The sequence below is a fragment of the Blautia sp. SF-50 genome (genome assembly GCF_900101315.1).
Lineage (GTDB): Bacteria > Bacillota > Clostridia > Lachnospirales > Lachnospiraceae > Blautia_A > Blautia_A fusiformis.
In genome coordinates, this window is record NZ_FMUW01000003.1 from 196,850 (window position 1) to 221,810 (window position 24,961).

26 protein-coding genes are annotated in these 24,961 nt (G+C 43.8%); 24 read left to right on the top strand and 2 right to left on the bottom strand.

Annotated features, from left to right (window positions below):
• The first annotated feature begins 42 nt into the window (after positions 1-42).
• The 8 genes from BLP57_RS03265 to BLP57_RS03300 all read left to right on the top strand — a co-directional run bounded on the left by BLP57_RS03265 (position 43) and on the right by BLP57_RS03300 (position 10,244).
• Complete coding sequence (locus BLP57_RS03265) at positions 43-1,710, top strand: glutamine--tRNA ligase/YqeY domain fusion protein (protein WP_015525883.1); 1,668 nt, start codon at positions 43-45, stop codon at positions 1,708-1,710.
• A 189-nt stretch (positions 1,711-1,899) separates the two neighbouring features.
• Entirely contained in the window at positions 1,900-2,505 is a 606-nt protein-coding gene (locus BLP57_RS03270) for a Maf family protein (RefSeq protein WP_092069431.1), read from the top strand.
• An 8-nt stretch (positions 2,506-2,513) separates the two neighbouring features.
• Positions 2,514-3,179: an HAD family hydrolase gene (locus BLP57_RS03275; RefSeq protein ID WP_092069487.1), complete on the top strand. Its 666-nt coding sequence runs from the start codon at positions 2,514-2,516 to the stop codon at positions 3,177-3,179.
• Positions 3,172-3,975 (top strand): HAD family hydrolase, encoded by an 804-nt coding sequence (locus BLP57_RS03280; RefSeq protein ID WP_092069434.1) that lies wholly within the window; start codon positions 3,172-3,174, stop codon positions 3,973-3,975. The genes BLP57_RS03275 and BLP57_RS03280 overlap by 8 nt, the downstream gene beginning before the upstream one ends.
• A 1-nt stretch (position 3,976) precedes the next feature.
• Complete coding sequence (locus BLP57_RS03285) at positions 3,977-4,234, top strand: hypothetical protein (RefSeq protein ID WP_015525887.1); 258 nt, start codon at positions 3,977-3,979, stop codon at positions 4,232-4,234.
• Between the two features lie 120 nt (positions 4,235-4,354).
• Positions 4,355-7,336, top strand: a complete 2,982-nt coding sequence (locus tag BLP57_RS18170; RefSeq protein ID WP_242872546.1) for an LPXTG cell wall anchor domain-containing protein — start codon at positions 4,355-4,357, stop codon at positions 7,334-7,336.
• 240 nt (positions 7,337-7,576) lie between these two features.
• Positions 7,577-9,631, top strand: a complete 2,055-nt coding sequence (gene htpG / locus BLP57_RS03295) for a molecular chaperone HtpG (RefSeq protein WP_059085170.1) — start codon at positions 7,577-7,579, stop codon at positions 9,629-9,631.
• Positions 9,632-9,911: 280 nt separating this feature from the next.
• Positions 9,912-10,244, top strand: a complete 333-nt coding sequence (locus BLP57_RS03300) for a sporulation initiation factor Spo0A C-terminal domain-containing protein (protein WP_022426218.1) — start codon at positions 9,912-9,914, stop codon at positions 10,242-10,244.
• Here BLP57_RS03300 and BLP57_RS03305 read toward each other — a convergent pair whose 3' ends face one another.
• On the bottom strand, positions 10,245-10,748 hold the full coding sequence (locus BLP57_RS03305) for a DUF5721 family protein (protein WP_022426217.1): 504 nt from the start codon (positions 10,746-10,748) through the stop codon (positions 10,245-10,247). It lies immediately after the preceding gene.
• Positions 10,749-10,907: 159 nt separating this feature from the next.
• Between BLP57_RS03305 and BLP57_RS03310 the strand changes: the two genes are divergently transcribed.
• Positions 10,908-11,747: a DegV family protein gene (locus tag BLP57_RS03310; RefSeq protein ID WP_021650968.1), complete on the top strand. Its 840-nt coding sequence runs from the start codon at positions 10,908-10,910 to the stop codon at positions 11,745-11,747.
• 117 nt (positions 11,748-11,864) lie between these two features.
• Positions 11,865-12,119, top strand: a complete 255-nt coding sequence (locus tag BLP57_RS03315) for a hypothetical protein (protein ID WP_015525893.1) — start codon at positions 11,865-11,867, stop codon at positions 12,117-12,119.
• A gap of 144 nt (positions 12,120-12,263) precedes the next feature.
• Here the strand turns inward: BLP57_RS03315 and BLP57_RS03320 are convergent, their stop codons facing one another.
• Entirely contained in the window at positions 12,264-12,464 is a 201-nt protein-coding gene (locus BLP57_RS03320; protein ID WP_015525894.1) for a cold-shock protein, read from the bottom strand.
• A gap of 325 nt (positions 12,465-12,789) precedes the next feature.
• Here BLP57_RS03320 and BLP57_RS03325 point away from each other — a divergent pair, with 325 nt between their 5' ends.
• The 14 genes from BLP57_RS03325 to purD all read left to right on the top strand — a co-directional run bounded on the left by BLP57_RS03325 (position 12,790) and on the right by purD (position 24,897).
• The gene (locus tag BLP57_RS03325) at positions 12,790-14,088 is read left to right on the top strand and encodes a dihydroorotase (protein WP_022426216.1); all 1,299 of its coding nucleotides are present in this window, start codon (positions 12,790-12,792) and stop codon (positions 14,086-14,088) included.
• Positions 14,085-15,011, top strand: coding sequence for an orotidine-5'-phosphate decarboxylase (gene pyrF / locus BLP57_RS03330; protein ID WP_059085168.1), 927 nt, complete (start codon positions 14,085-14,087; stop codon positions 15,009-15,011). Before BLP57_RS03325 ends, pyrF begins: the two co-directional genes overlap by 4 nt.
• Before the next feature lie 15 nt (positions 15,012-15,026).
• Entirely contained in the window at positions 15,027-15,821 is a 795-nt protein-coding gene (locus BLP57_RS03335; protein ID WP_021650964.1) for a dihydroorotate dehydrogenase electron transfer subunit, read from the top strand.
• Complete coding sequence (locus BLP57_RS03340) at positions 15,818-16,723, top strand: dihydroorotate dehydrogenase (protein WP_015525898.1); 906 nt, start codon at positions 15,818-15,820, stop codon at positions 16,721-16,723. The genes BLP57_RS03335 and BLP57_RS03340 overlap by 4 nt, the downstream gene beginning before the upstream one ends.
• 139 nt (positions 16,724-16,862) lie before the next feature.
• Complete coding sequence (pyrE, locus tag BLP57_RS03345) at positions 16,863-17,537, top strand: orotate phosphoribosyltransferase (RefSeq protein ID WP_015525899.1); 675 nt, start codon at positions 16,863-16,865, stop codon at positions 17,535-17,537.
• 70 nt (positions 17,538-17,607) lie between these two features.
• Complete coding sequence (locus BLP57_RS17760; protein ID WP_022426215.1) at positions 17,608-17,760, top strand: hypothetical protein; 153 nt, start codon at positions 17,608-17,610, stop codon at positions 17,758-17,760.
• Between the two features lie 28 nt (positions 17,761-17,788).
• Positions 17,789-18,298, top strand: a complete 510-nt coding sequence (locus tag BLP57_RS03350) for a VanZ family protein (RefSeq protein WP_021650962.1) — start codon at positions 17,789-17,791, stop codon at positions 18,296-18,298.
• On the top strand, positions 18,282-18,596 hold the full coding sequence (locus BLP57_RS03355) for a hypothetical protein (RefSeq protein ID WP_015525901.1): 315 nt from the start codon (positions 18,282-18,284) through the stop codon (positions 18,594-18,596). The genes BLP57_RS03350 and BLP57_RS03355 overlap by 17 nt, the downstream gene beginning before the upstream one ends.
• 3 nt (positions 18,597-18,599) lie before the next feature.
• Positions 18,600-19,211, top strand: coding sequence for an HD domain-containing protein (locus BLP57_RS03360; RefSeq protein ID WP_118752432.1), 612 nt, complete (start codon positions 18,600-18,602; stop codon positions 19,209-19,211).
• Positions 19,201-21,273: an aminopeptidase gene (locus tag BLP57_RS03365; RefSeq protein ID WP_059085248.1), complete on the top strand. Its 2,073-nt coding sequence runs from the start codon at positions 19,201-19,203 to the stop codon at positions 21,271-21,273. Before BLP57_RS03360 ends, BLP57_RS03365 begins: the two co-directional genes overlap by 11 nt.
• Before the next feature lie 123 nt (positions 21,274-21,396).
• Positions 21,397-21,897: a 5-(carboxyamino)imidazole ribonucleotide mutase gene (gene purE, locus BLP57_RS03370; RefSeq protein ID WP_092069437.1), complete on the top strand. Its 501-nt coding sequence runs from the start codon at positions 21,397-21,399 to the stop codon at positions 21,895-21,897.
• Positions 21,898-21,947: 50 nt separating this feature from the next.
• Positions 21,948-22,973 (top strand): phosphoribosylformylglycinamidine cyclo-ligase, encoded by a 1,026-nt coding sequence (purM, locus tag BLP57_RS03375; protein WP_015525906.1) that lies wholly within the window; start codon positions 21,948-21,950, stop codon positions 22,971-22,973.
• Positions 22,967-23,590, top strand: coding sequence for a phosphoribosylglycinamide formyltransferase (purN, locus tag BLP57_RS03380; RefSeq protein WP_092069440.1), 624 nt, complete (start codon positions 22,967-22,969; stop codon positions 23,588-23,590). Before purM ends, purN begins: the two co-directional genes overlap by 7 nt.
• Positions 23,591-23,622: 32 nt before the next feature.
• The gene (purD, locus tag BLP57_RS03385; RefSeq protein WP_092069443.1) at positions 23,623-24,897 is read left to right on the top strand and encodes a phosphoribosylamine--glycine ligase; all 1,275 of its coding nucleotides are present in this window, start codon (positions 23,623-23,625) and stop codon (positions 24,895-24,897) included.
• Positions 24,898-24,961: the final 64 nt, after the last annotated feature.

Here is a 24,961-nt window from a genome sequence, read left to right on the forward strand (position 1 = left end):
TGATAAGATAAAACATCAGGATGATATTTAGGAGGGAAAGCAATGGAGAACGAAACAGTTTCCAAAAACTTTATTGAAAATATTATAGACAAAGATCTTGAAGAAGGCGTTTATGACACCGTGCATACACGTTTCCCACCGGAACCTAACGGCTATCTTCATATCGGACATGCGAAATCCATTCTTTTAAATTATGGACTGGCTCAGAAATACAACGGAAAATTCAATCTCCGTTTTGATGATACCAACCCTACAAAGGAGAAATCCGAATTTGTAGAGTCCATCAAGGCTGACGTGAAATGGCTTGGTGCAGACTGGGAAGACAGACTTTTCTTTGCATCTGATTATTTTGATCAGATGTATGAGGCAGCAGTGAAGCTTATTAAGAAAGGCAAGGCCTTTGTCTGCGACCTGACTGCAGACCAGATTCGTGAGTACCGAGGAACTCTTACAGAGCCAGGTAAAGAGAGCCCGTACAGAAACCGTACTGTAGAAGAGAATCTTCAGCTTTTTGAAGAGATGCGTGAGGGCAAATACGGAGATGGCGAGAAGGTTCTCCGTGCCAAGATCGATATGGCATCACCGAATATGAACATGCGTGACCCGGTCATTTACCGTGTAGCCCGCATGACACATCACAATACAGGAGATAAATGGTGCATCTATCCGATGTACGACTTCGCTCATCCGATCGAGGATGCCATTGAGGGTGTGACACATTCTATCTGTACTCTGGAGTTTGAGGACCACAGACCGCTTTATGACTGGGTGGTAAAGGAACTGGAATATCCGCACCCACCGAAGCAGATCGAGTTTGCAAAGCTGTACCTGACCAACGTTGTTACAGGTAAACGTTATATCAAGAAGCTTGTTGAGGACGGCATCGTAGATGGATGGGATGATCCGAGACTAGTATCCATCGCCGCACTTCGCCGCCGTGGATTTACACCGGAGTCTATCCGTAAATTTGTAGAACTCTGTGGTGTTTCAAAGGCGAACAGTTCTGTAGATTATGCAATGCTCGAGTACTGCATCCGTGAGGACCTGAAGTTGAAACGTCCGCGTATGATGGCGATCCTTGATCCGATCAAGCTCGTGATCGATAACTATCCGGAAGGACAGGTTGAGTATCTTGAAGCTCCGAATAATATGGAGAATGAGGAGCTTGGAACCAGAAAGATTCCGTTCAGTGGAGAACTTTATATTGAACGTGATGATTTTATGGCAGAGCCTCCTAAGAAATACAAACGTCTCTATATTGGAAATGAAGTTCGTCTTATGAATGCATATTTTGTAACCTGCACAGGTTATGAGGCAGATGACGACGGAACGATCCGTGTAGTCCACTGTACCTATGACCCGGAGACCAAGGGCGGAAATGCACCGGACGGACGTAAGGTAAAAGGAACGATCCACTGGGTGGAAGCATCCAATGCAGGTAAAGTTGAGGTAAGACTTTACGAGAATATCGTAGATGAAGAAAAAGGTGTTTACAATAAAGAAGATGGTTCTCTTAATGTAAATCCGAATTCTCTTACAGTAACAAGTGCTTATGTAGAGCCGGAGCTTCTGAAAGCAAAAGGTTATGACAGCTATCAGTTTGTACGTAACGGTTTCTTCTGCGCAGATATCCATGACTCCAGGGAGGGAGCACCGGTATTTAACCGCATTGTATCTCTGAAGAGCTCTTTCAAATTACCGAAAGCATAAAAACTGTCAAAAAGAATACGAAATATATGACAGCAGTACACCGTGAACAGGTATCAGGGTGTACTGCTTGTTTTGTTTTATCGTCATCAGGAATAAATGGATAAGTACAAAATGCTCCTGCAACGATTTCGGTTGCGCCCATTTACAGAAACGGTTATACTGATAACACAGGAAAGAGAGGAATTACACATGAAGAAAATCGTGCTTGCTTCCGCATCTCCCAGGAGGCGGGAACTTTTAAGCCAGGTAGGAGTCGCCTTTGAAGTGAAGCCTGCCAGCGGGGAAGAACGGATCACCAGTGCAGAGCCTGCGAAAGTGGTGGAGGAACTTTCTCGTCAGAAAGCTATGTTTACGGCATACGCGCTGGAGGAAGAGGAGAACCGAGATCTGAGAGATGTGGTTGTGATCGGTGCAGATACCGTTGTATCTTATGAGGGTAAGATTTTAGGTAAACCGGCAGATGAGATAGCTGCAATAGAGATGCTCGCTATGCTGCAGGGGAATACACATCAGGTATATACCGGTGTAACTTTGCTGATAAGAGAAAAAGGGAGATGGAAAGCTCATACCTTCTATGAGTGCACAGATGTGAGCTTTTATCCGGTGACAGAGGAAGAAATAAAGGAATATGTAAACAGCAAAGACCCAATGGACAAAGCCGGAAGCTATGGGATCCAGGGCGCCTGGGGAGCCTATGTGAAGGGAATCCGTGGTGATTATAACAACGTGGTGGGACTGCCTGTGGCAAGACTGATCTATGAGACAAAAAAACTGGGAATGAACCTGAGAGGATGAAAGACAAAATGATAAAAGCTTGTATATTTGATCTGGATGGAACAATTGCGGATACACTGGAATCTATGGCATATGTGGCGAATGAGATCATGGAAAAGTTTTCCCTGAAATCACAGCCGGCAGATAATTTTCGTTATTACAGCGGTGAAGGTGCAGATATGCTGATCAGAAGATGCCTGATCGATGCAGGAGATCCGGAGCTGGTACACTACGAAGAAGTCAGGGAACTTTATCGCAGGAAATTTGATGAAGATCCGCTGTATAAAGTTGTGCCATATAAAGATATGCCGGAAACCCTTCAAAAGCTGAAACATGCAGGCCTTAAGATGGCTGTATGCTCCAATAAGCCTCATGTTGCGGCGCAGAAAGTGGTAAAGGCGATCTATGGTGATCTGTTTGATGAGGTGATGGGACAGCAGGAAGGGATCCGCAGAAAGCCGGCACCGGATGGTCCGCTGAAGATTGCAGAAGATTTCGGCGTAAAGCCGGAAGAATGTATGTATATCGGAGATACAAAGACAGATATGCAGACAGGAAGTGCTGCCGGAATGTATACCGTTGGTGCACTATGGGGATTCCGTGACAGAGAAGAGCTTGAAAATAACGGTGCAGATATTGTAGCAGCTGTACCTGGTGATCTGTTTACTATTTATGAGGAGAAGCAGCATGATTAAGATGGTTGCCAGTGATCTGGATGGAACGCTGCTTATCGGTGGAAGACAGACGCTGCCGGAAGAGATCTTTCCGCTGGTAAAGGAACTGAAAAAAATGGGAATCCTTTTTGTGGCAGCCAGTGGCAGACAGTATGCCAATATGAGGAATCTTTTTGCGCCGGTAAAGGACGAGATGGCATTTATCAGTGAAAATGGCGGGCTTGCTGTCCAGAATGAGAAGCTTCTGTACTGCGACAGCTTTGACAAAGAACTGGTCAGAGAGATCATTCAGACAATATGGGAAAAGCCCGGAGCGGAATTTTCCTGTTCTACAAAGGATTTTTATTATATCATGCCCAAGGCAGAACATTATCGCCATCTGATGATTGAAGAAGTAAAAAATCAGTGTAAGATCATAAAGAGTTTTGATGAGATCACAGAGCCTTGTATGAAGGTTGCAGTTTATGAGAGAGAAGGAATGACGGAGGAATCCATCCAGTACTGGAGAGAACGGTTCAAAGACAGATGTACTGTTGTGACATCCGGATTTGCGTGGGTGGATTTTGTTCCATTTACCACGAACAAAGCAAAAGGGATCCGTAAATACCAGGAACTTTTGGGAATCGGACCGGATGAATGCATGGCGTTCGGGGATGAATACAATGATATTGAAATGATGAAATCTGTAAAATACAGCTTTGCCATGAAGCATGCGAAGCCAGGGGTAAAGGCGGCGGCTTTCTACGAGACAGAGAAGGTGGAACCAGTACTTCGCAGACTGATCGCGGCGGGCGGAGATATAAAGGAGGTACTTTAATATGTACAAGAAAGAATATGTCCAGACATTTCTGGAAAAACAGGGTCAGCTTTTTGATGAGCCGGTAGCAGAGGATTTTGAGGAGGCAGAGGAATTTCTAGAGGATTGCATGGCAGTTGTGCTGGATTCCCTGAAGGATGTTAAAAAATATCTGGATGGAATGGGCGCAGATGTGGAGGGGATTTCCCTGAAGGAGCTGGAAGAAGAAAGCGAAGTATTTAAACTCCCGGACGGAAAATATATGATCGTAGAAGGCTGACGGAAAGCAGGGATTACACCTCTGAAAATTAAATATGATAAACTTGCATCAGCAAAAAGAAAGCCCTGCGTAGAAAGGGTAAATGTGGGGAAAATAAAATGATGTAAAGGAGGATGGGATATGAAAAAAAGCAGAGTGCTGGCAGTCGTCATGGCTGTGCTTATGATGGTAACGCTGCTTCCATCGATGGTATTTGCCACTGCAGCTCCATCTGGAAATCTTGATGGAAAGCTGAAGGTCAAAGGAACACTTGCGATCGGGTCTACCTTAAGTGCAGATTACTCAAAGGTCAAGCCGGAGGGGATCACAGATGATAATGTGAGTTTTTCCTGGTCATTAAAAGACGGAGACCTTCTTACAGAGGTAGGAACTGACAAGACTTATAAAATCGATGAAAAAGATCTGGGTCTTCCGATCGTTCTGAAGATCACCGGAAAAGAAGAGACGGGAGTCAGTGGTGAGCTTACGGTGACGACCCAGGAGGTTTCCGAAACAGAGGAGGAAGCCAAAGCACTGGCAGAAAAGAAAAAGGAAGAAGCCAAAGCAGCAGGAGAAGATCCGGATGCGGAGGAAAGTGAAGCTTCGGAGTCTTCAGAGAACACGCCGGATACAGAAGCTGGAACGTCAGAGGAGCCTGATAGTGCTCAGCCTGAGGAAACCATAGAGCCGGCAGAAGAAACGGAGTCTGCGGATGTGCAGGAGAATACAGATGTACAGGAACCTGCAGATACCCAGGAGCCTGCTGAAAACTCTGTTATAGAAGTAAACGGAGAACAGTCAGGGACTCAGAATGCCGATGAGGCAGATACATCCGGAGATAGTCAGACAGAGACACCGGATTCCGCAGATACAGCAGCAGACGCTTCCGAAAAAAATGAGGAACCGACATATTCGGCATCTGCATACACGGAAGATGGAAGTGGAATTCTGGATTTTGGTTCCGTGGAAGAGGGATATACGGAAATTCCGGAAGCACAGATGGTTACTATCACAAATAACGGAACCGGCGATCTTAATTTTAAAGAGATCGCCCCGGAGAATTTCATGGCTGCGGATATTAACGATGCGCCATTAAAGAGTGGTGAAAGTGTTGCTGTGTGGGTAAAACCACGAGAAGGTCTGAAGGCTGGAGAATACAAAGATCTGATCACGTATCAGACAGAAGAAGGTGCCGATGTCTTCTTTGAAGCGGACTTTACAGTAAAAGAACCGGAAAATAAAAAAGTCGAAGATCATGAAAATAATGAGCAGACAGATCCCGGGGAAACATCGGACCCTGCAGCGGAAAAAATATACAAGCTAACTGCGGATCCGACAGAACTGCCTTTTGATGATCTGACTGCTGGTTATGAAAAGGTAGAAACAACAAGTACAGTCACGATCAAAAACGAAGGTACAGAAGCTGTGACGTTAGTACAGCCTGAATCGGAGTTTTTTGATATTGCGCCGGTCAGTGAAGTGGAGAGCAGCGGAAATATCCAGTTGGCGCAGGGAGGAGAGCAGACCTTTACCGTACAGCCTAAGCTTGGACTCTCTGCAAAAGATGATCCATACGTGGAAGAGCTTGTATTTGCTTCTGATGAAAGCACGGAAGCATCTGCTACAGTGACGGCTTCGGTTATGGTAAAGACAGAAACACCAAAAACAGTTACTGCAACAGTGAAACCGGAAGGTCCTCTGAAGTTTGGAACACTGGAACAGGGCTATGAGACTGCGCCGGATGCACAGCCTGTAACCGTAGAGAATACAGGTACAGAAGCTATCCGAATCCAGCTTTCTGCTCCGGAGGATTATGAGGTGGGAGAGCCTTCTGCGGAAGTGCTCAATCCCGGAGATAAGGCGGCAACCTTTACTGTACAGCCCAAGACCGGTCTTCAGGCCGGAGATCACAGCGATACGATTTCTGTGACAGATCAGAATACCGGAAACACACTGGCTGAAGTCCGGCTGGAATTTACAGTTTCGGAGTCGGAACCGGAACCCAATCCCGGTCTTTCGGTAACAGACAGTCTGGAGTTTGGAACCAAAGAAGAAGGTTATAAGGAACTTCCTGATGCGAAGACAGTTACAGTTACCAACACCGGAAATACAAAAATTGTTCTGAAACAGCCTTCATCAAATGCATATACAATTGGTACACTTTCCGCCACAGAGCTGGAAGCAGGAGATAATGCAACCTTTAGCGTACAGCCGGTCAGCGGACTTTCACAGGGGGAATATCTGGAAGACATTGTGATCGCCAATGATGCAAACGTGGAAGCTTATGTAAATGTCCATTTCAGCGTTACAAAGAAAAAAACAGATAACAGTAAGAAGGCGAATAACCTTACAGGTATCAAAAAGCCATCCGATATCAAAGATCTTCCCAATGGAACCCAGAAAACCCAGAAAGCCCTGAAGCTTCCGGGAACAGTAAAGATCACTACAACAAAGGGAGAGCAGAAGGCATCTGTTAAATGGGATGTTAAGGGATCTTCTTATGATCCGTCTTCTGCAGAACGTCAGATATTTAATGTAAAAGGTACTGTCATTCTTCCGGAGGGGGTTAAGAATCCCAACAAGATCAGTACAGTGATCGCAGTAAGTATTACAGTAAACGGATATCAGGGCACGGAAGCCGCTGCATCGGACAATAAGATCACAGGCATTGATTCCAATGGCAAGTATGATACCAATACAAAGATCACCTTTACAGCAGCTGGTGCAGGGATGGATAATACAAACCCGCGTAAGGGAGATACCAGATATCAGCCGAAGAGCTGGAAGATCACAGAGACCCGTACCTGGGATGGAGAGCCTTATACTGCAACATTCCGTGTCAGCAAGCCGGGAAAATATACTCTGAAAGTTACCTTTGGACAGCAGAAATACGACGGCTCTAGCTGGAAGGATACCGGTACACAGTCAGAAAGTACGGTTACTTTTACGGTATCACAGGCAGCAGTTCTTACTGCGACTCCGAGTCCGGCAGTGACACAGACAAATCAGAAATCTGCAGTGCAGACGGGAGACAGTACACCGATCATGACATTTGTGATCATTTTGATCGTGGCTGTGGTATGTATTGGAGGAATCCTTGTATATCGTAGAAAGAAAAAATAAGAACAGAATGTAGAAGATAGTTTTACAGCACCCTCCGTACAAAAAATGTACGGAGGGATTTTTTTGCACATAGAGATCCGTTTTACATGCTGTTACTAGCACTCTATAATGATGAGTGCTAAATTTTTCTTGACTTTTGTAAAAAGTCGTATTAGTATATATTTATTGAAAAAAACAACAGGTTTCCGGCTCTGTCGGAACATCAGAAATAAAAATAAAAACAAAAGGAGAGTGACATATATGTCAGCAAAACATGGCAGTTTATCAATCAACAGTGAAAATATTTTTCCGATTATCAAGAAATGGTTATATTCCGACCATGATATTTTTGTAAGAGAGATGATCTCCAACGGATGCGATGCGATCACCAAACTGAGAAAGCTGGAAGTTATGGGAGATTATACATTCCCGGAAGGTTACAAACCGGCTGTAAATGTTATCGTTGATCCGGATCAGAAAACTTTGAAGTTTATCGATAACGGTATTGGTATGACAGCAGATGAAGTAGAGGAATATATCACACAGATCGCTTTTTCCGGTGCCACAGAGTTTCTTGAGAAATATAAGGATAAAACAACGGATGATCAGATGATCGGTCATTTCGGACTTGGATTTTATTCTGCATTTATGGTTGCAGATGAAGTTCATATTGATACTCTCTCTTACAAAGAGGGTTCCACACCGGTACATTGGACCTGTGACGGTGGTACGGAGTATGAGATGGCAGACGGAAACAAAACAGAACCGGGAACAGAGATCACTCTTTTCCTCAATGAGGAAAGCCTGGAGTTTGCCAATGAATATCGTATGAGAGAGGTTATTGAGAAATACTGTTCTTTCATGCCGGTAAATATCTATCTTTCCAAAGCAAATGCTGAACAGGAGTATGAAACCATCGATGAGGCAGATCTCCGTGAAGATGATGTGGTAGTTGAACATATCCATGAGGATGCCAAGACAGAGGAAAAGGAGAATGATAAAGGCGAGAAAGAAGTTGTGGAAGTTTCTCCTGCCAAAGATAAAGTAAAGATCAATAAACGGCCGGTATCCTTAAGCGATACACAGCCGCTCTGGATGAAGCATCCAAATGAGTGCACGGATGAAGAGTATAAAGAATTTTACCGTAAGGTATTTATGGATTACAAGGAACCGCTGTTCTGGATTCATCTGAACATGGACTATCCGTTCAACCTGAAAGGTATCCTGTATTTCCCGAAGATCAGGACAGAGTATGATTCCATTGAGGGAACCATCAAGCTTTATAATAATCAGGTATTTATTGCAGATAACATCAAAGAGGTGATCCCGGAATTCCTTCTTCTTCTGAAAGGCGTGATCGACTGTCCGGATCTTCCACTGAATGTTTCTCGTTCTGCACTGCAGAATGATGGTTTTGTGAAAAAGATTTCTGAATACATCACCAAGAAAGTAGCAGATAAGCTCACCGGAATGTGCAAGACAGACAGAGAGTCTTATGAGAAGTACTGGGATGATATCAGCCCGTTTATCAAATTTGGATGCATCAAGGATGCGAAATTTGGTGAGAAGATGAACGATTATATCCTCTTTAAGAATCTGGACGGCAAATATCTTACCCTGAAAGACTGCATTGAGGAAAATAAAAAAGAAGAAACAAAAGCAGCTGAAGAGGAGAAGACAGAGGAGAAAGCTTCTGAAGGATCCCAGAATGAGGAACCGGAAAAAACGGTGATCTATTATGTGACCGATGAGGTACAGCAGAGCCAGTACATTAATATGTTCCGTGAAGCGGGTAAAGATGCTGTACTGCTGAAGCATGTGATCGATTCACAGTTTATTTCCCATCTTGAACAGCAGGATCAGACGATCCAGTTCAAGAGAATTGATGCAGATCTGACAGAAGAGCTTCGTGAAGACGGAAAAGCGGATGAAGCAACAGTCAAGACACTTACTGAGGTGTTCCGTAAGAATCTTGGCAAGGATAAACTTGAAGTAAAAGTAGAGAAGCTGAAAAATGAGGGAACTGCAGCGATGATCACTCTTCCTGAGGAGAGCCGCCGTATGCAGGATATGATGAAAATGTACAATATGTACGGAATGGATCCGAATATGTTCGGTGGTCAGGAAGTACTTGTACTGAACGCAAATCATCCTCTTGTAAGATTTATAGCAGAAAATCAGGGATCAGAGTATGTTCCGGTGATCTGTGAACAGCTTTATGATCTTGCAATGATGAGCCATAAACAGCTTTCTCCTGAAGAAATGACAAAATTTGTAAAGAGAAGCAACGATATCCTTATGGTCCTTACAAAATAAAACGACATATAAAATGATCGAAAGGCTTTGCCCGTAATGGGGCGAAGCCTTTGCTTTTTTTATAACAATATGTGTATCTTTAACACAATTATAGGAATTTTAAATAAAATAATAGATATTAAATAAAAATAACCTGTAAAATATGACTAAAAATTTAAATTAGTATCTAATATGTATAAAATAAATTTTCAGAAGAAAGCGAAAAATATAGATAACTGTCGTATTATACATAAGGGAGTGCTTTTAAAAAGAGAAAAAAATGAAATGGAGGAACAAATGTATGAAAAAGGTGTATGGATTGATCAGAAGACTTGGTGCAAATTCGAAATACAAAGGATATTTTTTCGTTGCGGAAGCGGTAAAGATTTCCATGGGGTATCAGTATAAACCATTGCGGATCACAAAGGACATTTATCCATGCCTGGCGCGGAAGTACAGATCAACACCTACCAATATTGAGCATGATATCAGAACAATGGTAAATGTGTGTTGGGAAGGAAATAAAAAACTGCTGGATGAGATTGCAGGATATCCTCTGGAATACAAGCCTACCAACAGTGAATTTATTGATATGCTTGCGTATTACCTGAGGGAAATAGAAGAAGAGAATTGACTATAGCCTTTCAAAAAGAATTTGATTCCTGGACAGAAAGCTCAGGATCATATCATCCCAGAGCTGCTCCGGGCGTTTATCCATAGAGAATGTTTTAAGAGAGGTTCCGGTAGTACAAAGAAGGCTGTTATTTTTAAATTGAAGATTTAAGAATAGTCCGTCTATCTGTTCGGAGGAAATTCCGAAATCTGTATTTCTCATTGCAGCTTCAACTCCACTCCGACTTAAATGCAGCACGATCCTGAAGCTTAAGGGCGTACGCTTACCGCGGATCACAGACCAGCAGAAAGGTCTGATGTCCTTCCAGAGAGAATGTGTCCGGCCGTGCTCTGTGAGTCTGTTCATGCTGTCTGTATCAAAAAAATCTTTCTGAAGCCTGCCATCAATGGTAAAAGTATTAAAAGTAGTCACAGTCGCTTCGGACAGACAGAATTTGTCAAATACTTCTCCTATAAAAAGTTTGTTTGTGAAATCCCGGATATCTGTGATCTTTAATGCAAGCATGCCGCACTTCCTTTCTTTTATGTGATCGCGTGTAGACATTATATCTCAGATAAAGAAAAAAGGACAGACTTTTTAAAAAACTCTTTTCAAATATCTGTTTATGTGATACGATAGATGTGGTATTGAATACTACATATAATGGAAAAGAGGACGATATAATTGAGCTATAAGATTGCGATAGATAGCTGTGGGGAGCTTTTAGATGAATGGAAAAATGACGGCAGGATTGAATCCATACCACTGACGCTGACGGTGGGCGGTGAGAATATTATAGATGATGAGAATTTCGATCAGAAAGATTTTTTAAAGAAGGTTGCGGCCTGCCCGGAATGCCCCAAGTCTGCATGCCCTTCTCCGGAACGCTATATGAAGGCATATGAGTGTGATGCGGAACACATTTATGCGGTGACGCTATCGGCAGAATTGAGTGGTTCCTATAACAGTGCGATTCTTGGAAAAAACCTGTTCCTGGAAGAGCAGCCGGAGAAAAAGGTTCATGTATTTAATTCCAAATCTGCATCCGGTGGTCAGAGTCTGATTGCCATGAAGATCGTGGAGTGTGAAGAAAAGGGACTTTCTTTTGAAGAAGTAGTAAGTGAAGTAGAGAAATATATTGAAGAGATGAACACATTTTTTGTGTTGGAGAATCTGGAAACTCTGCGCAAGAACGGACGTTTGGGCAGAGTGAAAGCTCTGGTGGCCAGTGCACTGAAGATCAAGCCGGTTATGGGAGCTACTCCGGAAGGAACGATCTGTCAGCTGGATCAGGCCAGAGGCATGAATAAAGCAATCGTAAAAATGGTGGATCACATTGGAGAGAAGGGGATCAACATCCCGGAAAAGACAGTTGCCATCACTCATTGCAACTGTCCGGAAAGAGCGAAGATGCTGGAGGAGGCTATCCGTGAGAAACTGCACCCAGCAAAGATCGTAGTTATGGATACTGCCGGTGTCAGCAGTATGTATGCCAACGATGGTGGCGTTATCGTAGCAGTCTGATCAGAGAAAATCTCCAGTTCAGAAAATTATCACATTTCTTCAGGGAGTTGCCGCTTTTCTTTTGAAAACAAGTGTGCTATAATGAACGAAGTACTGAAGCGGCAAAGGAGAAAGACAATGAGCCAGAAGAAAGTTGACAAATATAAAAACAACAAATACTCGCGAAACAGTGCCCTGAAGAAGGAACGCGCAGAATTTGTACTTGAGATGGCGGCATGGATCCTCATCGCGGTTCTGCTTGTAGGCTGGATCGGATATTCCGCATATGCCAAGATCCAGGCGAAGGAAGCCAGTGTGAAGGTGGATACTGTGATGGATACTTCTGCATTGACAGATTATATTTCCGGATTATCTTCAGACAGTGCGGAATAGAAAACACATATGAAATGATGGGTTCCCGGGATGTGTTGAAGCATCCCGGGGATTTTTATATACAGGATAAATACAATGCAATAAAAAACGGGTCTGCCATAAAGCAGCCCCGTTTTGACTTATACGTTTTTTATGGTTATAGAATTATAACTTTGTAACGTTAGCAGCCTGCATTCCGCGAGCGCCCTCTGTTAAGTCGTAGGATACAGCCTGTCCTTCTTCAAGAGATTTGAAGCCTTCACCGTTGATAGCGGAGAAGTGTACGAATACATCCTGTCCGTCCTCACCTGTGATAAAACCATAACCTTTTTCTGCGTTGAACCATTTTACAGTTCCCTTGTTCATTTTGTGTTACCTCCATAAAAATAAAAAAAATTAAAATAGCCTTCTGATGATAATAAAAAATCACCAGATTTTACAGACTATATTCATGTAAATATAATCTCTAAAAACTAGTGATTTTACATTAAATATTTTGCCATGCTCTGATTATATAACCCGTGTTTTGAAATGTCAAGGAGAAAATTCCAACAATTCCGGGGTGTAAAAAGAGGCGAAATTGCTTTGTAAAAAAAATCTTTATAAATAGAGAGATTTCGTGTATGATATAGTAGAATACAAGTGGATTGAAGGATCTGCTTTGAAAATACAGGATGAGAGGAGAACAGAAATGGGGATTCTGATTCGAGGAGGCCGGATTGTGGATGCGGCTACAGATACGGATAAAACAGGCGATATTTATCTGGAAGACGGAATCATTGCGGAAATAGGCCAGAAGCTGAAAAAGAAAGACGGCGACCGTGTGATCGATGCGAAAGGAAAGCTGGTCATGCCGGGAATTATCGACCTTCATGTCCATTTTCGTGATCCGGGCCAGACACATAAGGAAGATATCAAGAGTGGTGCTGCTGCGGCAGCACGTGGTGGTGTGACAACTGTAGTTGCTATGCCAAATACAACTCCCACTATTGATAATCCGGACCGGGTAAACTATGTACATAACAAGGCGGCGCAGGTTTCCGGTATTCATGTACTTCAGGCAGGTGCAGCCACCATGGGAGAAAAGGGTACTGAACTTGCAGATATTGCCGGAATGGTGAAAGCAGGGATCCCGGCAGTATCCGAGGATGGTAAATCTGTGATGAATACAGCGCTTTGTAAAGAAGCAATGAGGATCGCAGCAGAATGTGGCGTGCCGTTTTTTGACCATTGTGAAGATATCGATCTGCGTGGAGATGGATGCATGAATGAGGATGAGAACGCCAAAAGACTGGGGCTTCCCGGAATCTGCAATGCAGTGGAAGATACCATTACAGCCAGAGATATCATTCTGGCGCTGGAGACAGGAGTCCATCTTCATCTCTGCCACTGTTCCACTTATGGGGATGCCCAGATGATGAAGATCGTAAAAGAGAAAGGATACGACAATATCACAGCTGAAGTATGCCCGCACCATTTTATCCTTTCATCCGATGATATTAAAACAGATGACCCGAATTACAAGATGAATCCGCCGCTCCGTACACCGAAGGATGTGGAAGCGCTGAAACAGGGCCTGAAGGACGGTACCATCGAGGTGATCAGCACGGACCATGCACCGCACAGTGCACAGGAAAAAACAGGTTCTATGAAGAATGCACCATTTGGGATCGTAGGTCTGGAAACAAGCCTTCCGCTCACCTATACAGAGCTGGTGGAAAAAGATGTGATCACACTGAAACAGATGGTTGAGAAGATGTGCCTGAACCCGGCGAAAATCCTCGGGCTTGACAGAGGAACTCTCCAGAAAGGCCATCCGGCAGATGTGATCATCGTGGATACGGAGCAGGAGTATGCTATCGATAAAAATAAATTTGTTTCCAAAGGACATAACACACCGTTTGATGGCTGGAAAGTAAAGGGAAAAGTGCTTTATACCATCTGTGACGGAAAAATTGTATTTAAAAACCAGGAGGAGAAAGAATCATGATTAACAAACTGATCAGCAATATCCGCAAAACAAATGCACCAATCGTTGTAGGACTGGATCCTATGCTGAATTATATTCCGGAGCATATCCAGAAGAAGGCTTTTGCAGAGTTTGGAGAGACTCTGGAGGGCGCTGCAGAAGCAATCTGGCAGTATAACAAAGGGATCGTGGATGCGACCTGTGATCTGATCCCGGCAGTGAAACCACAGATCGCCATGTATGAGCAGTTTGGTATCCCGGGACTGATCGCATACAAGAAAACGGTTGAGTATTGTAAAGCCAAAGATCTGGTTGTGATCGGTGATATCAAAAGAGGTGATATCGGTTCCACATCTGCAGCATATGCAGTTGGTCACCTGGGACAGGTTCAGGTAGGCTCAAAAAAATATGCAGGTTTTGATGAGGATTTTGCAACGGTCAATCCATACCTTGGTTCTGATGGTGTGAAACCCTTTATGGATGTATGTAAGGAAGAGAAAAAGGGTATCTTTGTTCTGGTCAAAACTTCCAATCCATCAAGTGGTGAGTTCCAGGATCGTGTCATCGACGGTCGCCCGCTCTATGAGCTGGTAGGTGAGAAGGTTGCACAATGGGGCGATGAGCTTATGGGTGATGGATATAGTTATGTTGGTGCTGTTGTAGGTGCGACCTATCCGGAAATGGGAAAGGTATTAAGAAAGATCATGCCGAAGACATTTATCCTTGTTCCCGGATATGGTGCTCAGGGTGGAAAGGGCGCAGATCTTGTCCATTTCTTTAATGAGGACGGACTTGGTGCTATCGTAAACTCTTCCAGAGGAATCATCGCTGCATATAAGCAGGAGAAATATAAAGAGTTTGGCGCTGAAAATTACGCAGATGCTTCCAGAGCGGCAGTAAAAGATATGATCGCGGATATCAGCGGTGCGCTGGAGAACAGATAATACAGGAGGCATTTTATGAGTACATCAGAAAGTAAAAAAACAAAAAAGCCCTGTAAGATACTCAGCCAGGAATGTATTGGTACAGATATTTACAGTATGTGGCTGGATGCAGGTGAGATTGGAAAAAATGCAGTGCCGGGACAGTTTGTATCACTTTACAGCCGCAATGGCGGTAAGCTTCTGCCAAGACCCATCAGTCTCTGTGAGATCGATAAAGCAGAAGGAAAACTGAGACTGGTATATCGCGTTACAGGAAAAGGAACCGGTACGGAGGAATTTTCCAGACTTCATGCAGGGGTCCCCATTGAGACTATGGGACCTCTGGGAAATGGTTTTCCGCTGGATGCAGTAAAAGGCAAAAAAGTGTTTCTCATGGGTGGAGGAATCGGAATCCCGCCAATGCTGGAAACTGCTAAACAGCTGGACGCAGAAAAGATCATGGTTCTCGGATACAGAGATGAGCTGTTTTTAAATAAGGAATTTGAAGCTTATGGAGATGTCTATGTGGCAACAGAAGACGGCTCTGCAGGAACAAAGGGAAATGTTATGGATGCCATCCGTGAGAACGATCTTGAGGCAGATGCGATCTTTGCCTGCGGACCTGCCCCGATGCTCCGTGCCATCAAGGCATATGCCCTTGAAAAAGGAATTCCGTGCTGGATCTCCATGGAAGAGCGTATGGCCTGTGGCGTAGGCGCGTGTCTTGCCTGTGTGTGCAAATCCAAAGATGTGGATTCTCATTCTCATGTCCATAACAAGAGAGTATGTAAAGACGGACCTGTATTCCTGAGCACGGAGGTAGAGCTATGAGCAGAATGAATGTAAATCTTGCCGGCGTAGAACTTAAGAATCCGGTGATGACAGCGTCCGGAACATTTGGTTCCGGAGCGGAATACAGTGAATTTGTGGATCTGAACAGACTTGGCGCAGTTGTGACAAAAGGTGTGGCAAATGTACCGTGGCCGGGAAATCCTACACCGAGAGTGACAGAGACCGCATCCGGAATGCTCAATGCCATTGGTCTTCAGAATCCGGGGATTGATGTTTTCTGTGAAAGAGATATTCCGTTCCTTAAAAAATATGATACAAAGATCATCGTCAATGTCTGTGGAAAATCTGCAAAGGATTACTGTGAGGTTGTAGAACGCCTTGGAAATGAGCCTGTGGATATGCTGGAGATTAATGTTTCCTGCCCGAATGTCAAGGAAGGCGGAATTGCCTTCGGTCAGAATCCGAAAGCTCTTGAAGAGATCACAAAAGAAGTAAAGAAATATGCAAAACAGCCGGTGATCATGAAGCTGAGCCCAAATGTAACCGATATTACCGAGATGGCGAAAGCAGCAGAAGCTGGCGGCGCAGATGTTCTTTCTCTTATCAATACCCTGACAGGAATGAAGATCGATATCAACAGACGTACATTTGCACTGGCAAATAAAACTGGTGGAATGTCCGGTCCTGCAGTAAAACCGGTAGCTGTCCGTATGGTATATCAGGTGGCAAATGCAGTATCCCTTCCTATCATCGGTATGGGGGGAATTGCAACTGCTGAGGATGCCCTGGAATTTATTATGGCAGGTGCTACTGCAGTGTCTGTGGGAACTGCAAACTTTTTTAACCCTTATGCCACTGTGGAGATCGCAGATGGTATTCAGGCATTTCTTGAAAAACAGAAAGTGGAAGACATCAATGAGCTGATCGGAGTAGTGAAATAACGGAGGATTGCCGTATTTGCAATTCTGTTGTTCATATGTTAGAATTAACAGGATAAATAAAGGGATTTTACACTGGGATTGTAACAGAGTGTGGATCCTGGGTTTGTCGTATATATGAAAAACATGGAGGATTAGATAAATGGAACAGTATAAGCAGGAATTTATTGAATTTATGATTGACTGTAATGTCCTGAAATTTGGAGATTTTACTACGAAATCAGGAAGAAAGACACCATTTTTTGTAAATACAGGATTTTACCGTACCGGTGCGCAGCTTCGCAAGCTGGGACAGTATTATGCAAAAGCGATAGAAAGCAAATTCGGACTGGATTTTGATGTGCTGTTTGGACCGGCATACAAAGGAATTCCGCTTTCTGTAGCAGCAACTATGGAAATCAGTGAAATGTACGGAAAGGATATCCGTTACTGTTCCAACCGTAAGGAAGTGAAAGACCACGGAGATAAAGGAATTCTTCTTGGTAGCCCGATCCAGGATGGGGATAAGGTAGTGATCATTGAGGATGTTACGACTGCAGGAACATCCATTAAAGAGACACTTCCGATCATCAAAGCGCAGGGAGATGTAAATCCGATAGGTCTTGTGGTTTCTGTTGACCGTATGGAACGTGGCCAGGGAACAAAGAGTGCGCTCAAAGAGATCGAGGAAACCTACGGCCTTCAGACTACAGCTATTGTAACTATGGCGGAGGTTGTTGAGCATCTCTACAACAAAGAATACAAAGGCCGTGTTGTGATCGATGATAAGCTGAAAGCTGCCATTGATGCATATTATGACCAGTACGGCGCAGAATAATATTGTTATAAAAGGTCATAAAAGAGCGGCGGATTCCGAAGGTCCGCTTTTACTGGGAGGACGCAGCCTTATGAATGAAAAAATTTATAAAACTATGGCGAGCAGCGGGGCGGGAAGCCTTGCACTCGGTATTGTCGTTCTGGTGACGGGACTTGTCACAGGAATTCTGATGATCGTGAACGGTGCGAGACTGCTCAGAAGAAAATCAGAGATATTAATCTAATATGATCTGAAAAGCCGCACGTTGTTCCGTGTGGCTTTTCGGACTATTTAAGCAGGGGAGAATATTGGAAAAAGGGACAAAACGCAGAGTAAAAAAACTCGGGACAGCTTTTTTTGTATTGTATGTTCTTGTTCTTGTGTATCTTCTGTTCTTTTCGGAAGGATACGGAAGAGTGGCGGATGCAGAAAGAGAATACCGTTACAATCTTGTTCCGTTTGTGGAGATCAGGCGTTTCTGGACTTATCGAAAAATAGTGGGTACATTTGCGCTTTTCACAAATGTTTTTGGAAATGTGCTGGGATTTGTGCCATACGGATTTATTCTTCCGGTAATAACCGGAAAAATGCGAAATGGCTTTTTTATCATATTATCCGGCTTTTTTATCAGTCTGACGATAGAAGTGATCCAGCTGCTTACAAAAGTTGGCTGCTTTGATGTGGATGATATGATATTGAATACTCTGGGCGCAGCGCTTGGATATGGGATTTATGCAGTCTGCGACAGGATTAGGAGAAAAATTAATGGCAAGAAGATATAGATATGCATTTGCAAAAAAAAGAGAAGCTTCCAAGGGAAAATGGTCTGTAGGACTTGCGGCGGCTTCCCTCGTGCTGTTTATCGCGGCAGTTGTGCTTGCACTCTTTTTTGATGGAAAGCTCGGGGGCCTGATCGGCGGAACCGGGCTTTTTGCCATGCTACTTTCTGCATATGGCTTTACACTGGGGCTTTCCAGCTTTTCGGAAGAAAACCGGAAACACAGGACGAGCATGGTCGGGTCTATTTTGAATGGAGTGATCCTGGTTATCTGGCTGGGACTTTTTTTATCGGGGGTATAACAGATGGATAAAAAAGAACGCTTAAAAAAACAGCTGGACTTTATTATGGAAATAGATAAAGTCAAGAATATTTTTCGTCAGACATATCTTGCAGACGGAAAGCGGAAAGAGAATGATGCGGAGCATTCCTGGCATCTGGCGTTGATGGCAGTGCTTTTAAAGGAATATTCCAATGAGGAAGTGGATCTTTCGAAGGTGATTCCTATGGTACTGGCGCATGATCTGGTAGAGATCGATGCAGGTGATACCTATGCATATGATGAAAAAGGAGCGACAACCAAGGAATACAGGGAGAAGCAGGCAGCAGAACGGATCTATGGACTATTGCCGGAAGATCAGGGACAGTGGTTAAAAGCATTATGGGAGGAGTTTGAGGCTTACGAAACCCCGGAGGCGAAATTTGCCCATGTGCTAGATAATTGTCAGCCATTGTTTCTAAATGATGCTTCCAACGGAAAAAGCTGGGAAGAGCATCAGGTGAAGAAAAGTCAGATTTATAAGAGAAACCGGAAAACAGGAGAGGGTTCTGAAGTGATCTGGGAATATATGAAAGAACTCGTTGACAAACACATTGCCCTGGGGCATGTGATCAATGATGAAAAAGATGGGAGATGAAGTCTTGGAAGAATGCATGAAAGAACGTTATGGACTTGCGAAGGAACGGATCCGTGAGATCATAACAGAAGAAACCGTAAAAAAACCGTTTGGAGATTTTTTCAGAAACAGGGCAAAGTTTCTTTCCATGGCAGCAGATGTGATGGATGAGAGCGCAGCAGAGCTTACGATGGAGGCGTTGAAAGAGAGAAATCATTGCTTTTATCAGGATATCCTCCCGGAAAATTATGAAAGCAGCTATGGAAATCCGGCGTATGCAGTACAGCAGATGGGAGAATATGGAAAAGCCTTCAGTTTTCTGTATGCAGAGATCGCAGGAACTGTAGCTTATGCTCATGAGAAAAGGCTGTGGGATATGACTGTATCCATGGAACTGTTTCTGGAAGTATATTCTGCATTTTGTGAGGAAGAACTTCCAGAGGCGGCAACAGTGGAGGGGATTCTCCGTTCCTATGTAAATGATTACTGCCAGGATATGATGGAGCAGAGGATACGGGAAGGTGTAGATCCGGAGCTTGACTTTGCAGCAGATATCATCATGAATTCGGATCTTTCGGATCTGAGATATCTGTATCGCTATGGCGAGTTTGTTTCAGAGAATGAAACAGGAGTTGCAGAGTTTCTGAACTCCCTTTCTCAGGAAGAGATCGATAAGATGGCTTCTACCTATACAGAAGGCTATCGGATCGGATTTATCACCGGACGGAAGGATATCACAAAAAAGAAAACAGTAAATATCCGATATAGTCTTGGTTTTGAACGGATGGTAAAAGCAGCGATCCTCCAGTTTGAAAAAATGGGTCTGAAGCCGGTAATCTATCGCCATGCAACGCATGTGGTAAATAAGAGAGGCGCCGTGAGAGTAGGCTATACAGGCGGCGTTGCCAATCCGCAGTACGATTACGATCATCGTCAGGACAGTGCATTGTTCCTGGATGGGGATTTTGTTCAGCGAAAACTTCGTGCTATGCAGACCTCCTATGAGAAGTACAGAGAACTGGCAGAAGTACATGGCGGTCCGGCCTGCATTGATACATTTGGAGAAAATCCTTTCTCTCCGATAAGTAAACCGGAAGCTTATGCATTAAGCGAGACACAGCAGAAGCTTCAGACAGAACTTGACAATGAATCCGGACAGATCGTAAACCGATACATCAAAGGTGATGAGAGAAGTTTTACGATCATTGCATATCCGGTTCCTGAGATTGGTGGAAATTATGAGGAAATTTTCCGTGAGATCGTAAAGATCAATACATTGGATTACCATCTCTATCAGGAAATCCAGCAGACGATCATCAATACCCTGGATACCTGTGAGTGGGTGGAAGTCAAAGGACGTGGAGACAATGAGACGGATCTTCTGATCCATCTTCATGAGCTGACAGATCCGGAGAAACAGACGAATTTTGAGAACTGTGTGGCAGATGTGAACATTCCGGTGGGCGAAGTCTTTACATCTCCGCAGCTGGCAGGCACAGGCGGAATCCTTCATGTGAAAAAAGTATATCTGAACGGTCTTCAGTTCCGGGATCTGAAACTGGTATTTGACTGCGGCCAGGTTATTGATTACACCTGCTCGAATTTTAAAACCGAAGAAGAGAACCGGAAATATATTGAAGATAATATCCTCCACCACCATCCGAAGATCCCCATGGGAGAGTTTGCCATCGGTACAAATACCACAGCTTATGTGGCGGCGCTGAAATACGGAATTGCGGATAAGCTTCCGATCCTGATCGCAGAAAAAATGGGACCGCATTTTGCTGTGGGCGATACCTGTTACAGCTGGGCAGAGGATACACCGGTATATAATCCGGATGGAAAAGAGATCATCGCCAGGGATAATGAGATTTCCGAGATGCGAAAAGATGACGTAAGCCTTGCTTATTATGGCTGTCATACAGATATTACGATACCTTATGATGAGCTTGGAAGTATCCGGGTGATCGATGATGAGGGAGAAATGATCTCCATTATCGAAAACGGAAGGTTTGTTCTTCCCGGAACAGAGGAATTGAACCGTCCTTTTGAGAATCTTCCATTAAATAATAATATAAGTTAATTAGTAAATTTACAGTTTTTCCGATCGTATTGACAGAAAGTGAGAATATACGTAGAATAACCATAACAATAGTCAAAGGACACAGGCTAATATTCAGTTAGTGTACCATGAAAGGAGAACACAATGGCAAAAGTAGGAATTGTAATGGGTAGTGATTCAGATATGCCGGTTATGAGCAAAGCAGCAGATATCCTGGAGAAACTGGGGATTGATTATGAAATGAAGATCATTTCCGCACACAGAGAACCGGATGTATTTTTCGAGTATGCAAAGACAGCAGAAGAAAAAGGCTTCAAAGTTATCATCGCAGGCGCAGGAATGGCAGCTCATCTTCCGGGAATGTGCGCAGCGATCTTTCCGATGCCGGTGATCGGTATTCCGATGCATACAACCTCTCTGGGAGGAAGAGATTCCCTTTACTCAATCGTACAGATGCCAAGCGGTATCCCGGTTGCTACAGTAGCGATCAATGGTGGCGCCAATGCGGGACTTCTTGCTGCCAAGATCCTTGCAACTTCCGACGCAGAGCTTCTTTTCAGACTGAAAGCCTACAGTCAGGATCTGAAGGAGCAGGTTGAGAAGAAAGACGCAAGGCTTCAGGAAGTTGGATACAAAAATTACTAAATAAATCTTTTACCATAAAAATAAAAAAGTGTTGTCATAAGGAGGACATTATGGATTACAAGACTTCAGGCGTAGATATTGAGGCAGGATACAAATCAGTAGAGCTGATGAAAAAGCACATTGCCAAGACAATGAGACCGGAGGTGCTTGGAGGAATCGGTGGATTCTCAGGTGCATTTTCCATGGAGAAATTCAAAGATATGGAAGAGCCTACTCTGGTTTCCGGAACAGACGGATGTGGAACCAAGGTTAAGGTAGCCATGGTTATGGACAAGCATGATACCATCGGAATCGATGCTGTAGCCATGTGTGTAAATGATATTGCATGTGCAGGCGGCGAGCCATTGTTTTTCCTGGACTACATTGCTTGCGGCAAAAATTATCCGGAAAAGATCGCAGAGATCGTAAAAGGTGTTGCAGAGGGCTGTGTACAGTCTGAGGCAGCTCTGATCGGTGGTGAGACAGCAGAGCATCCTGGACTTATGCCGGAAGATGAGTACGACCTTGCCGGATTTGCAGTAGGAGTCGTTGACAAAAAAGATCTTCTTACAGGAGAGGCCCTGAAACCAGGAGATGTCCTGATCGGTATGGCTTCCACAGGAGTTCACAGTAATGGATTTTCTCTTGTACGTAAAGTATTTGACATGACAAAAGAGTCTCTGGATACTTATTATGAAGAGCTTGGAACAACTCTGGGAGAGGCACTGATCGCACCGACCAGAATCTATGTAAAAGCGCTGAAGAGCATCCGAGAGTCTGGCGTGAAGATCCATGCATGCAGCCATATCACAGGTGGTGGATTCTATGAGAATATCCCGCGTATGCTGAAAGAGGGAACCAGAGCTGTTGTCAAAAAAGACAGCTATCCGGTACTTCCGATCTTCAAGCTCCTTGCTGAAAAAGGAAATATTGATGAGCATATGATGTATAATACATATAATATGGGTCTTGGAATGATCCTGGCAGTAGATCCTGCAGATGTTGACAAAACAATGGAAGCTATCCGCAAAACCGGCGATAAGCCATATGTGGTAGGATCCATTGAAGAGGGAGAAAAGGGAGTGACCTTATGTTAAAGATCGGTGTTCTTGTTTCCGGTGGGGGAACGAATCTTCAGGCGATCCTGGATGCTATTGATGCAGGAGAGATCACAAATGCAAAAGTGGATATTGTGATCAGTAATAATGCCTCCGCTTATGCTCTGGAAAGAGCCAGAAAGCATGATATAGAGGCGGTATGCATCGCACCGAAAGACTATCTGGACCGAGAAGCTTTCCATAAAGCATTACTGGCGAAGCTTCAGGAAAAAGAGGTGGATCTGATCGTTCTTGCAGGATATCTGGTTGCAATCCCTCCGATGATGGTGGAAGCGTATCCCAACAAGATCATCAATATCCATCCATCTCTGATCCCGTCTTTCTGCGGAAAAGGTTTTTATGGACTTAAGGTCCATGATGCAGTTCTTGCAAGAGGCGTGAAAGTAACAGGCGCTACGGTTCATTTCGTAGATGCCGGAACGGATACAGGTCCGATCATTCTTCAGAAAGCAGTAAAGGTAAAAGACGGAGATACATCCAAGGAGCTTCAGAGACGTGTAATGGAAAAAGCAGAGTGGAAGATCCTTCCGGAAGCAATCAATCTTATCGCCAATGACAAGATCACAGTGACAGATGGAATTGTTTCTTTAAAGTAATCAGCAGACAGATGAAACAAAGGAGTAAACAGATGAAAGTATTAATCGTAGGAAGCGGCGGAAGAGAACATGCAATTGCATGGAGTGTTGCAAAAAGCCCGAAAGTTGACAAGATCTACTGTGCACCTGGAAATGCAGGAATCGCAGAGTATGCGGAATGTGCAGATATCGGAGCAATGGAATTTGAAAAACTGGCAGCCTTTGCCAAAGAAAAAGAGATCGATCTTACTATCGTGGGAATGGATGATCCTCTTGTGGGCGGAATCGTAGATGTATTTGAGGCAGAGGGACTGCGTGTGTTCGGACCGCGCAAAAATGCTGCTATTCTGGAAGGCTCCAAGGCTTTTTCCAAGGATCTTATGAAAAAATACGACATTCCTACAGCTGCTTATGAGAATTTTGATGATCCGGAAAAAGCTCTGGAATATTTAAGGACCGAGGCAAAATTCCCGATCGTTTTGAAGGCAGATGGTCTTGCTCTTGGAAAAGGAGTTCTGATCTGCCAGGATCTTGCAGAGGCAGAAGCTGGCGTAAAAGAGATCATGGAAGACAAAAAATTCGGAAATGCCGGAAATACCATGGTAATTGAAGAATTTATGACTGGCCGTGAGGTTTCCGTACTTTCTTTTGTAGATGGAAAGACGATCCGTACCATGACATCCGCACAGGATCACAAGCGTGCGAAGGATGGGGATCAGGGACTGAATACAGGCGGAATGGGAACATTTTCTCCAAGTCCGTTCTATACTCCGGAAGTAGATGAATTCTGTAAGAAATATGTTTATCAGAAAACAGTAGATGCCATGGCAGCAGAGGGACGTCCGTTTAAGGGAATCATTTTCTTCGGACTGATGCTTACTGCAGATGGCCCGAAGGTTCTGGAATATAATGCAAGATTTGGGGATCCGGAGGCACAGGTTGTTCTTCCGCGTATGGAGAATGATATCATTGAAGTAATGGAAGCCTGTGTAGACGGCAAACTTGATCAGATCGATCTGAAATTTGAGGACAATGCAGCAGTTTGTGTTGTTCTTGCAAGTGATGGATATCCGGTAAAATACGAAAAAGGTATCCCGATCCATGGATTTGAGAATTTTAAGGACAAAGACGGCTATTACTGTTTCCATGCGGGAACTAAATTTAAAGATGGAGAGATCGTTACAAACGGTGGACGTGTTCTTGGCATCACTGCCAAAGGAGAGACATTAAAAGAAGCCAGAAAGAATGCATATGCTGCTACAGAGTGGATCAGCTTTACAAACAAGTATATGCGTCACGATATCGGAAAAGCTATCGACGAGGCTTAAGTTGGTCATTTTTCACAGGCACAGCTTGACGAAAACAGGGATTTCATTGTACAATAGTAACAAC

Bases quoted from the DNA above. Each gene is read 5' to 3' on its own strand.
- BLP57_RS03265 (WP_015525883.1), top strand. From the start codon at position 43: ATGGAGAACGAAACAGTTTCCAAAAACTTTATTGAAAATATTATAGAC.
- BLP57_RS03270 (WP_092069431.1), top strand. From the start codon at position 1,900: ATGAAGAAAATCGTGCTTGCTTCCGCATCTCCCAGGAGGCGGGAACTT.
- BLP57_RS03275 (WP_092069487.1), top strand. From the start codon at position 2,514: ATGATAAAAGCTTGTATATTTGATCTGGATGGAACAATTGCGGATACA.
- BLP57_RS03280 (WP_092069434.1), top strand. From the start codon at position 3,172: ATGATTAAGATGGTTGCCAGTGATCTGGATGGAACGCTGCTTATCGGT.
- BLP57_RS03285 (WP_015525887.1), top strand. From the start codon at position 3,977: ATGTACAAGAAAGAATATGTCCAGACATTTCTGGAAAAACAGGGTCAG.
- BLP57_RS18170 (WP_242872546.1), top strand. From the start codon at position 4,355: ATGAAAAAAAGCAGAGTGCTGGCAGTCGTCATGGCTGTGCTTATGATG.
- htpG (WP_059085170.1), top strand. From the start codon at position 7,577: ATGTCAGCAAAACATGGCAGTTTATCAATCAACAGTGAAAATATTTTT.
- BLP57_RS03300 (WP_022426218.1), top strand. From the start codon at position 9,912: ATGAAAAAGGTGTATGGATTGATCAGAAGACTTGGTGCAAATTCGAAA.
- BLP57_RS03305 (WP_022426217.1), bottom strand. From the start codon at position 10,748: ATGCTTGCATTAAAGATCACAGATATCCGGGATTTCACAAACAAACTT.
- BLP57_RS03315 (WP_015525893.1), top strand. From the start codon at position 11,865: ATGAGCCAGAAGAAAGTTGACAAATATAAAAACAACAAATACTCGCGA.
- BLP57_RS03320 (WP_015525894.1), bottom strand. From the start codon at position 12,464: ATGAACAAGGGAACTGTAAAATGGTTCAACGCAGAAAAAGGTTATGGT.
- BLP57_RS03325 (WP_022426216.1), top strand. From the start codon at position 12,790: ATGGGGATTCTGATTCGAGGAGGCCGGATTGTGGATGCGGCTACAGAT.
- pyrF (WP_059085168.1), top strand. From the start codon at position 14,085: ATGATTAACAAACTGATCAGCAATATCCGCAAAACAAATGCACCAATC.
- BLP57_RS03335 (WP_021650964.1), top strand. From the start codon at position 15,027: ATGAGTACATCAGAAAGTAAAAAAACAAAAAAGCCCTGTAAGATACTC.
- BLP57_RS03340 (WP_015525898.1), top strand. From the start codon at position 15,818: ATGAGCAGAATGAATGTAAATCTTGCCGGCGTAGAACTTAAGAATCCG.
- pyrE (WP_015525899.1), top strand. From the start codon at position 16,863: ATGGAACAGTATAAGCAGGAATTTATTGAATTTATGATTGACTGTAAT.
- BLP57_RS17760 (WP_022426215.1), top strand. From the start codon at position 17,608: ATGAATGAAAAAATTTATAAAACTATGGCGAGCAGCGGGGCGGGAAGC.
- BLP57_RS03355 (WP_015525901.1), top strand. From the start codon at position 18,282: ATGGCAAGAAGATATAGATATGCATTTGCAAAAAAAAGAGAAGCTTCC.
- BLP57_RS03360 (WP_118752432.1), top strand. From the start codon at position 18,600: ATGGATAAAAAAGAACGCTTAAAAAAACAGCTGGACTTTATTATGGAA.
- BLP57_RS03365 (WP_059085248.1), top strand. From the start codon at position 19,201: ATGGGAGATGAAGTCTTGGAAGAATGCATGAAAGAACGTTATGGACTT.
- purE (WP_092069437.1), top strand. From the start codon at position 21,397: ATGGCAAAAGTAGGAATTGTAATGGGTAGTGATTCAGATATGCCGGTT.
- purM (WP_015525906.1), top strand. From the start codon at position 21,948: ATGGATTACAAGACTTCAGGCGTAGATATTGAGGCAGGATACAAATCA.
- purN (WP_092069440.1), top strand. From the start codon at position 22,967: ATGTTAAAGATCGGTGTTCTTGTTTCCGGTGGGGGAACGAATCTTCAG.
- purD (WP_092069443.1), top strand. From the start codon at position 23,623: ATGAAAGTATTAATCGTAGGAAGCGGCGGAAGAGAACATGCAATTGCA.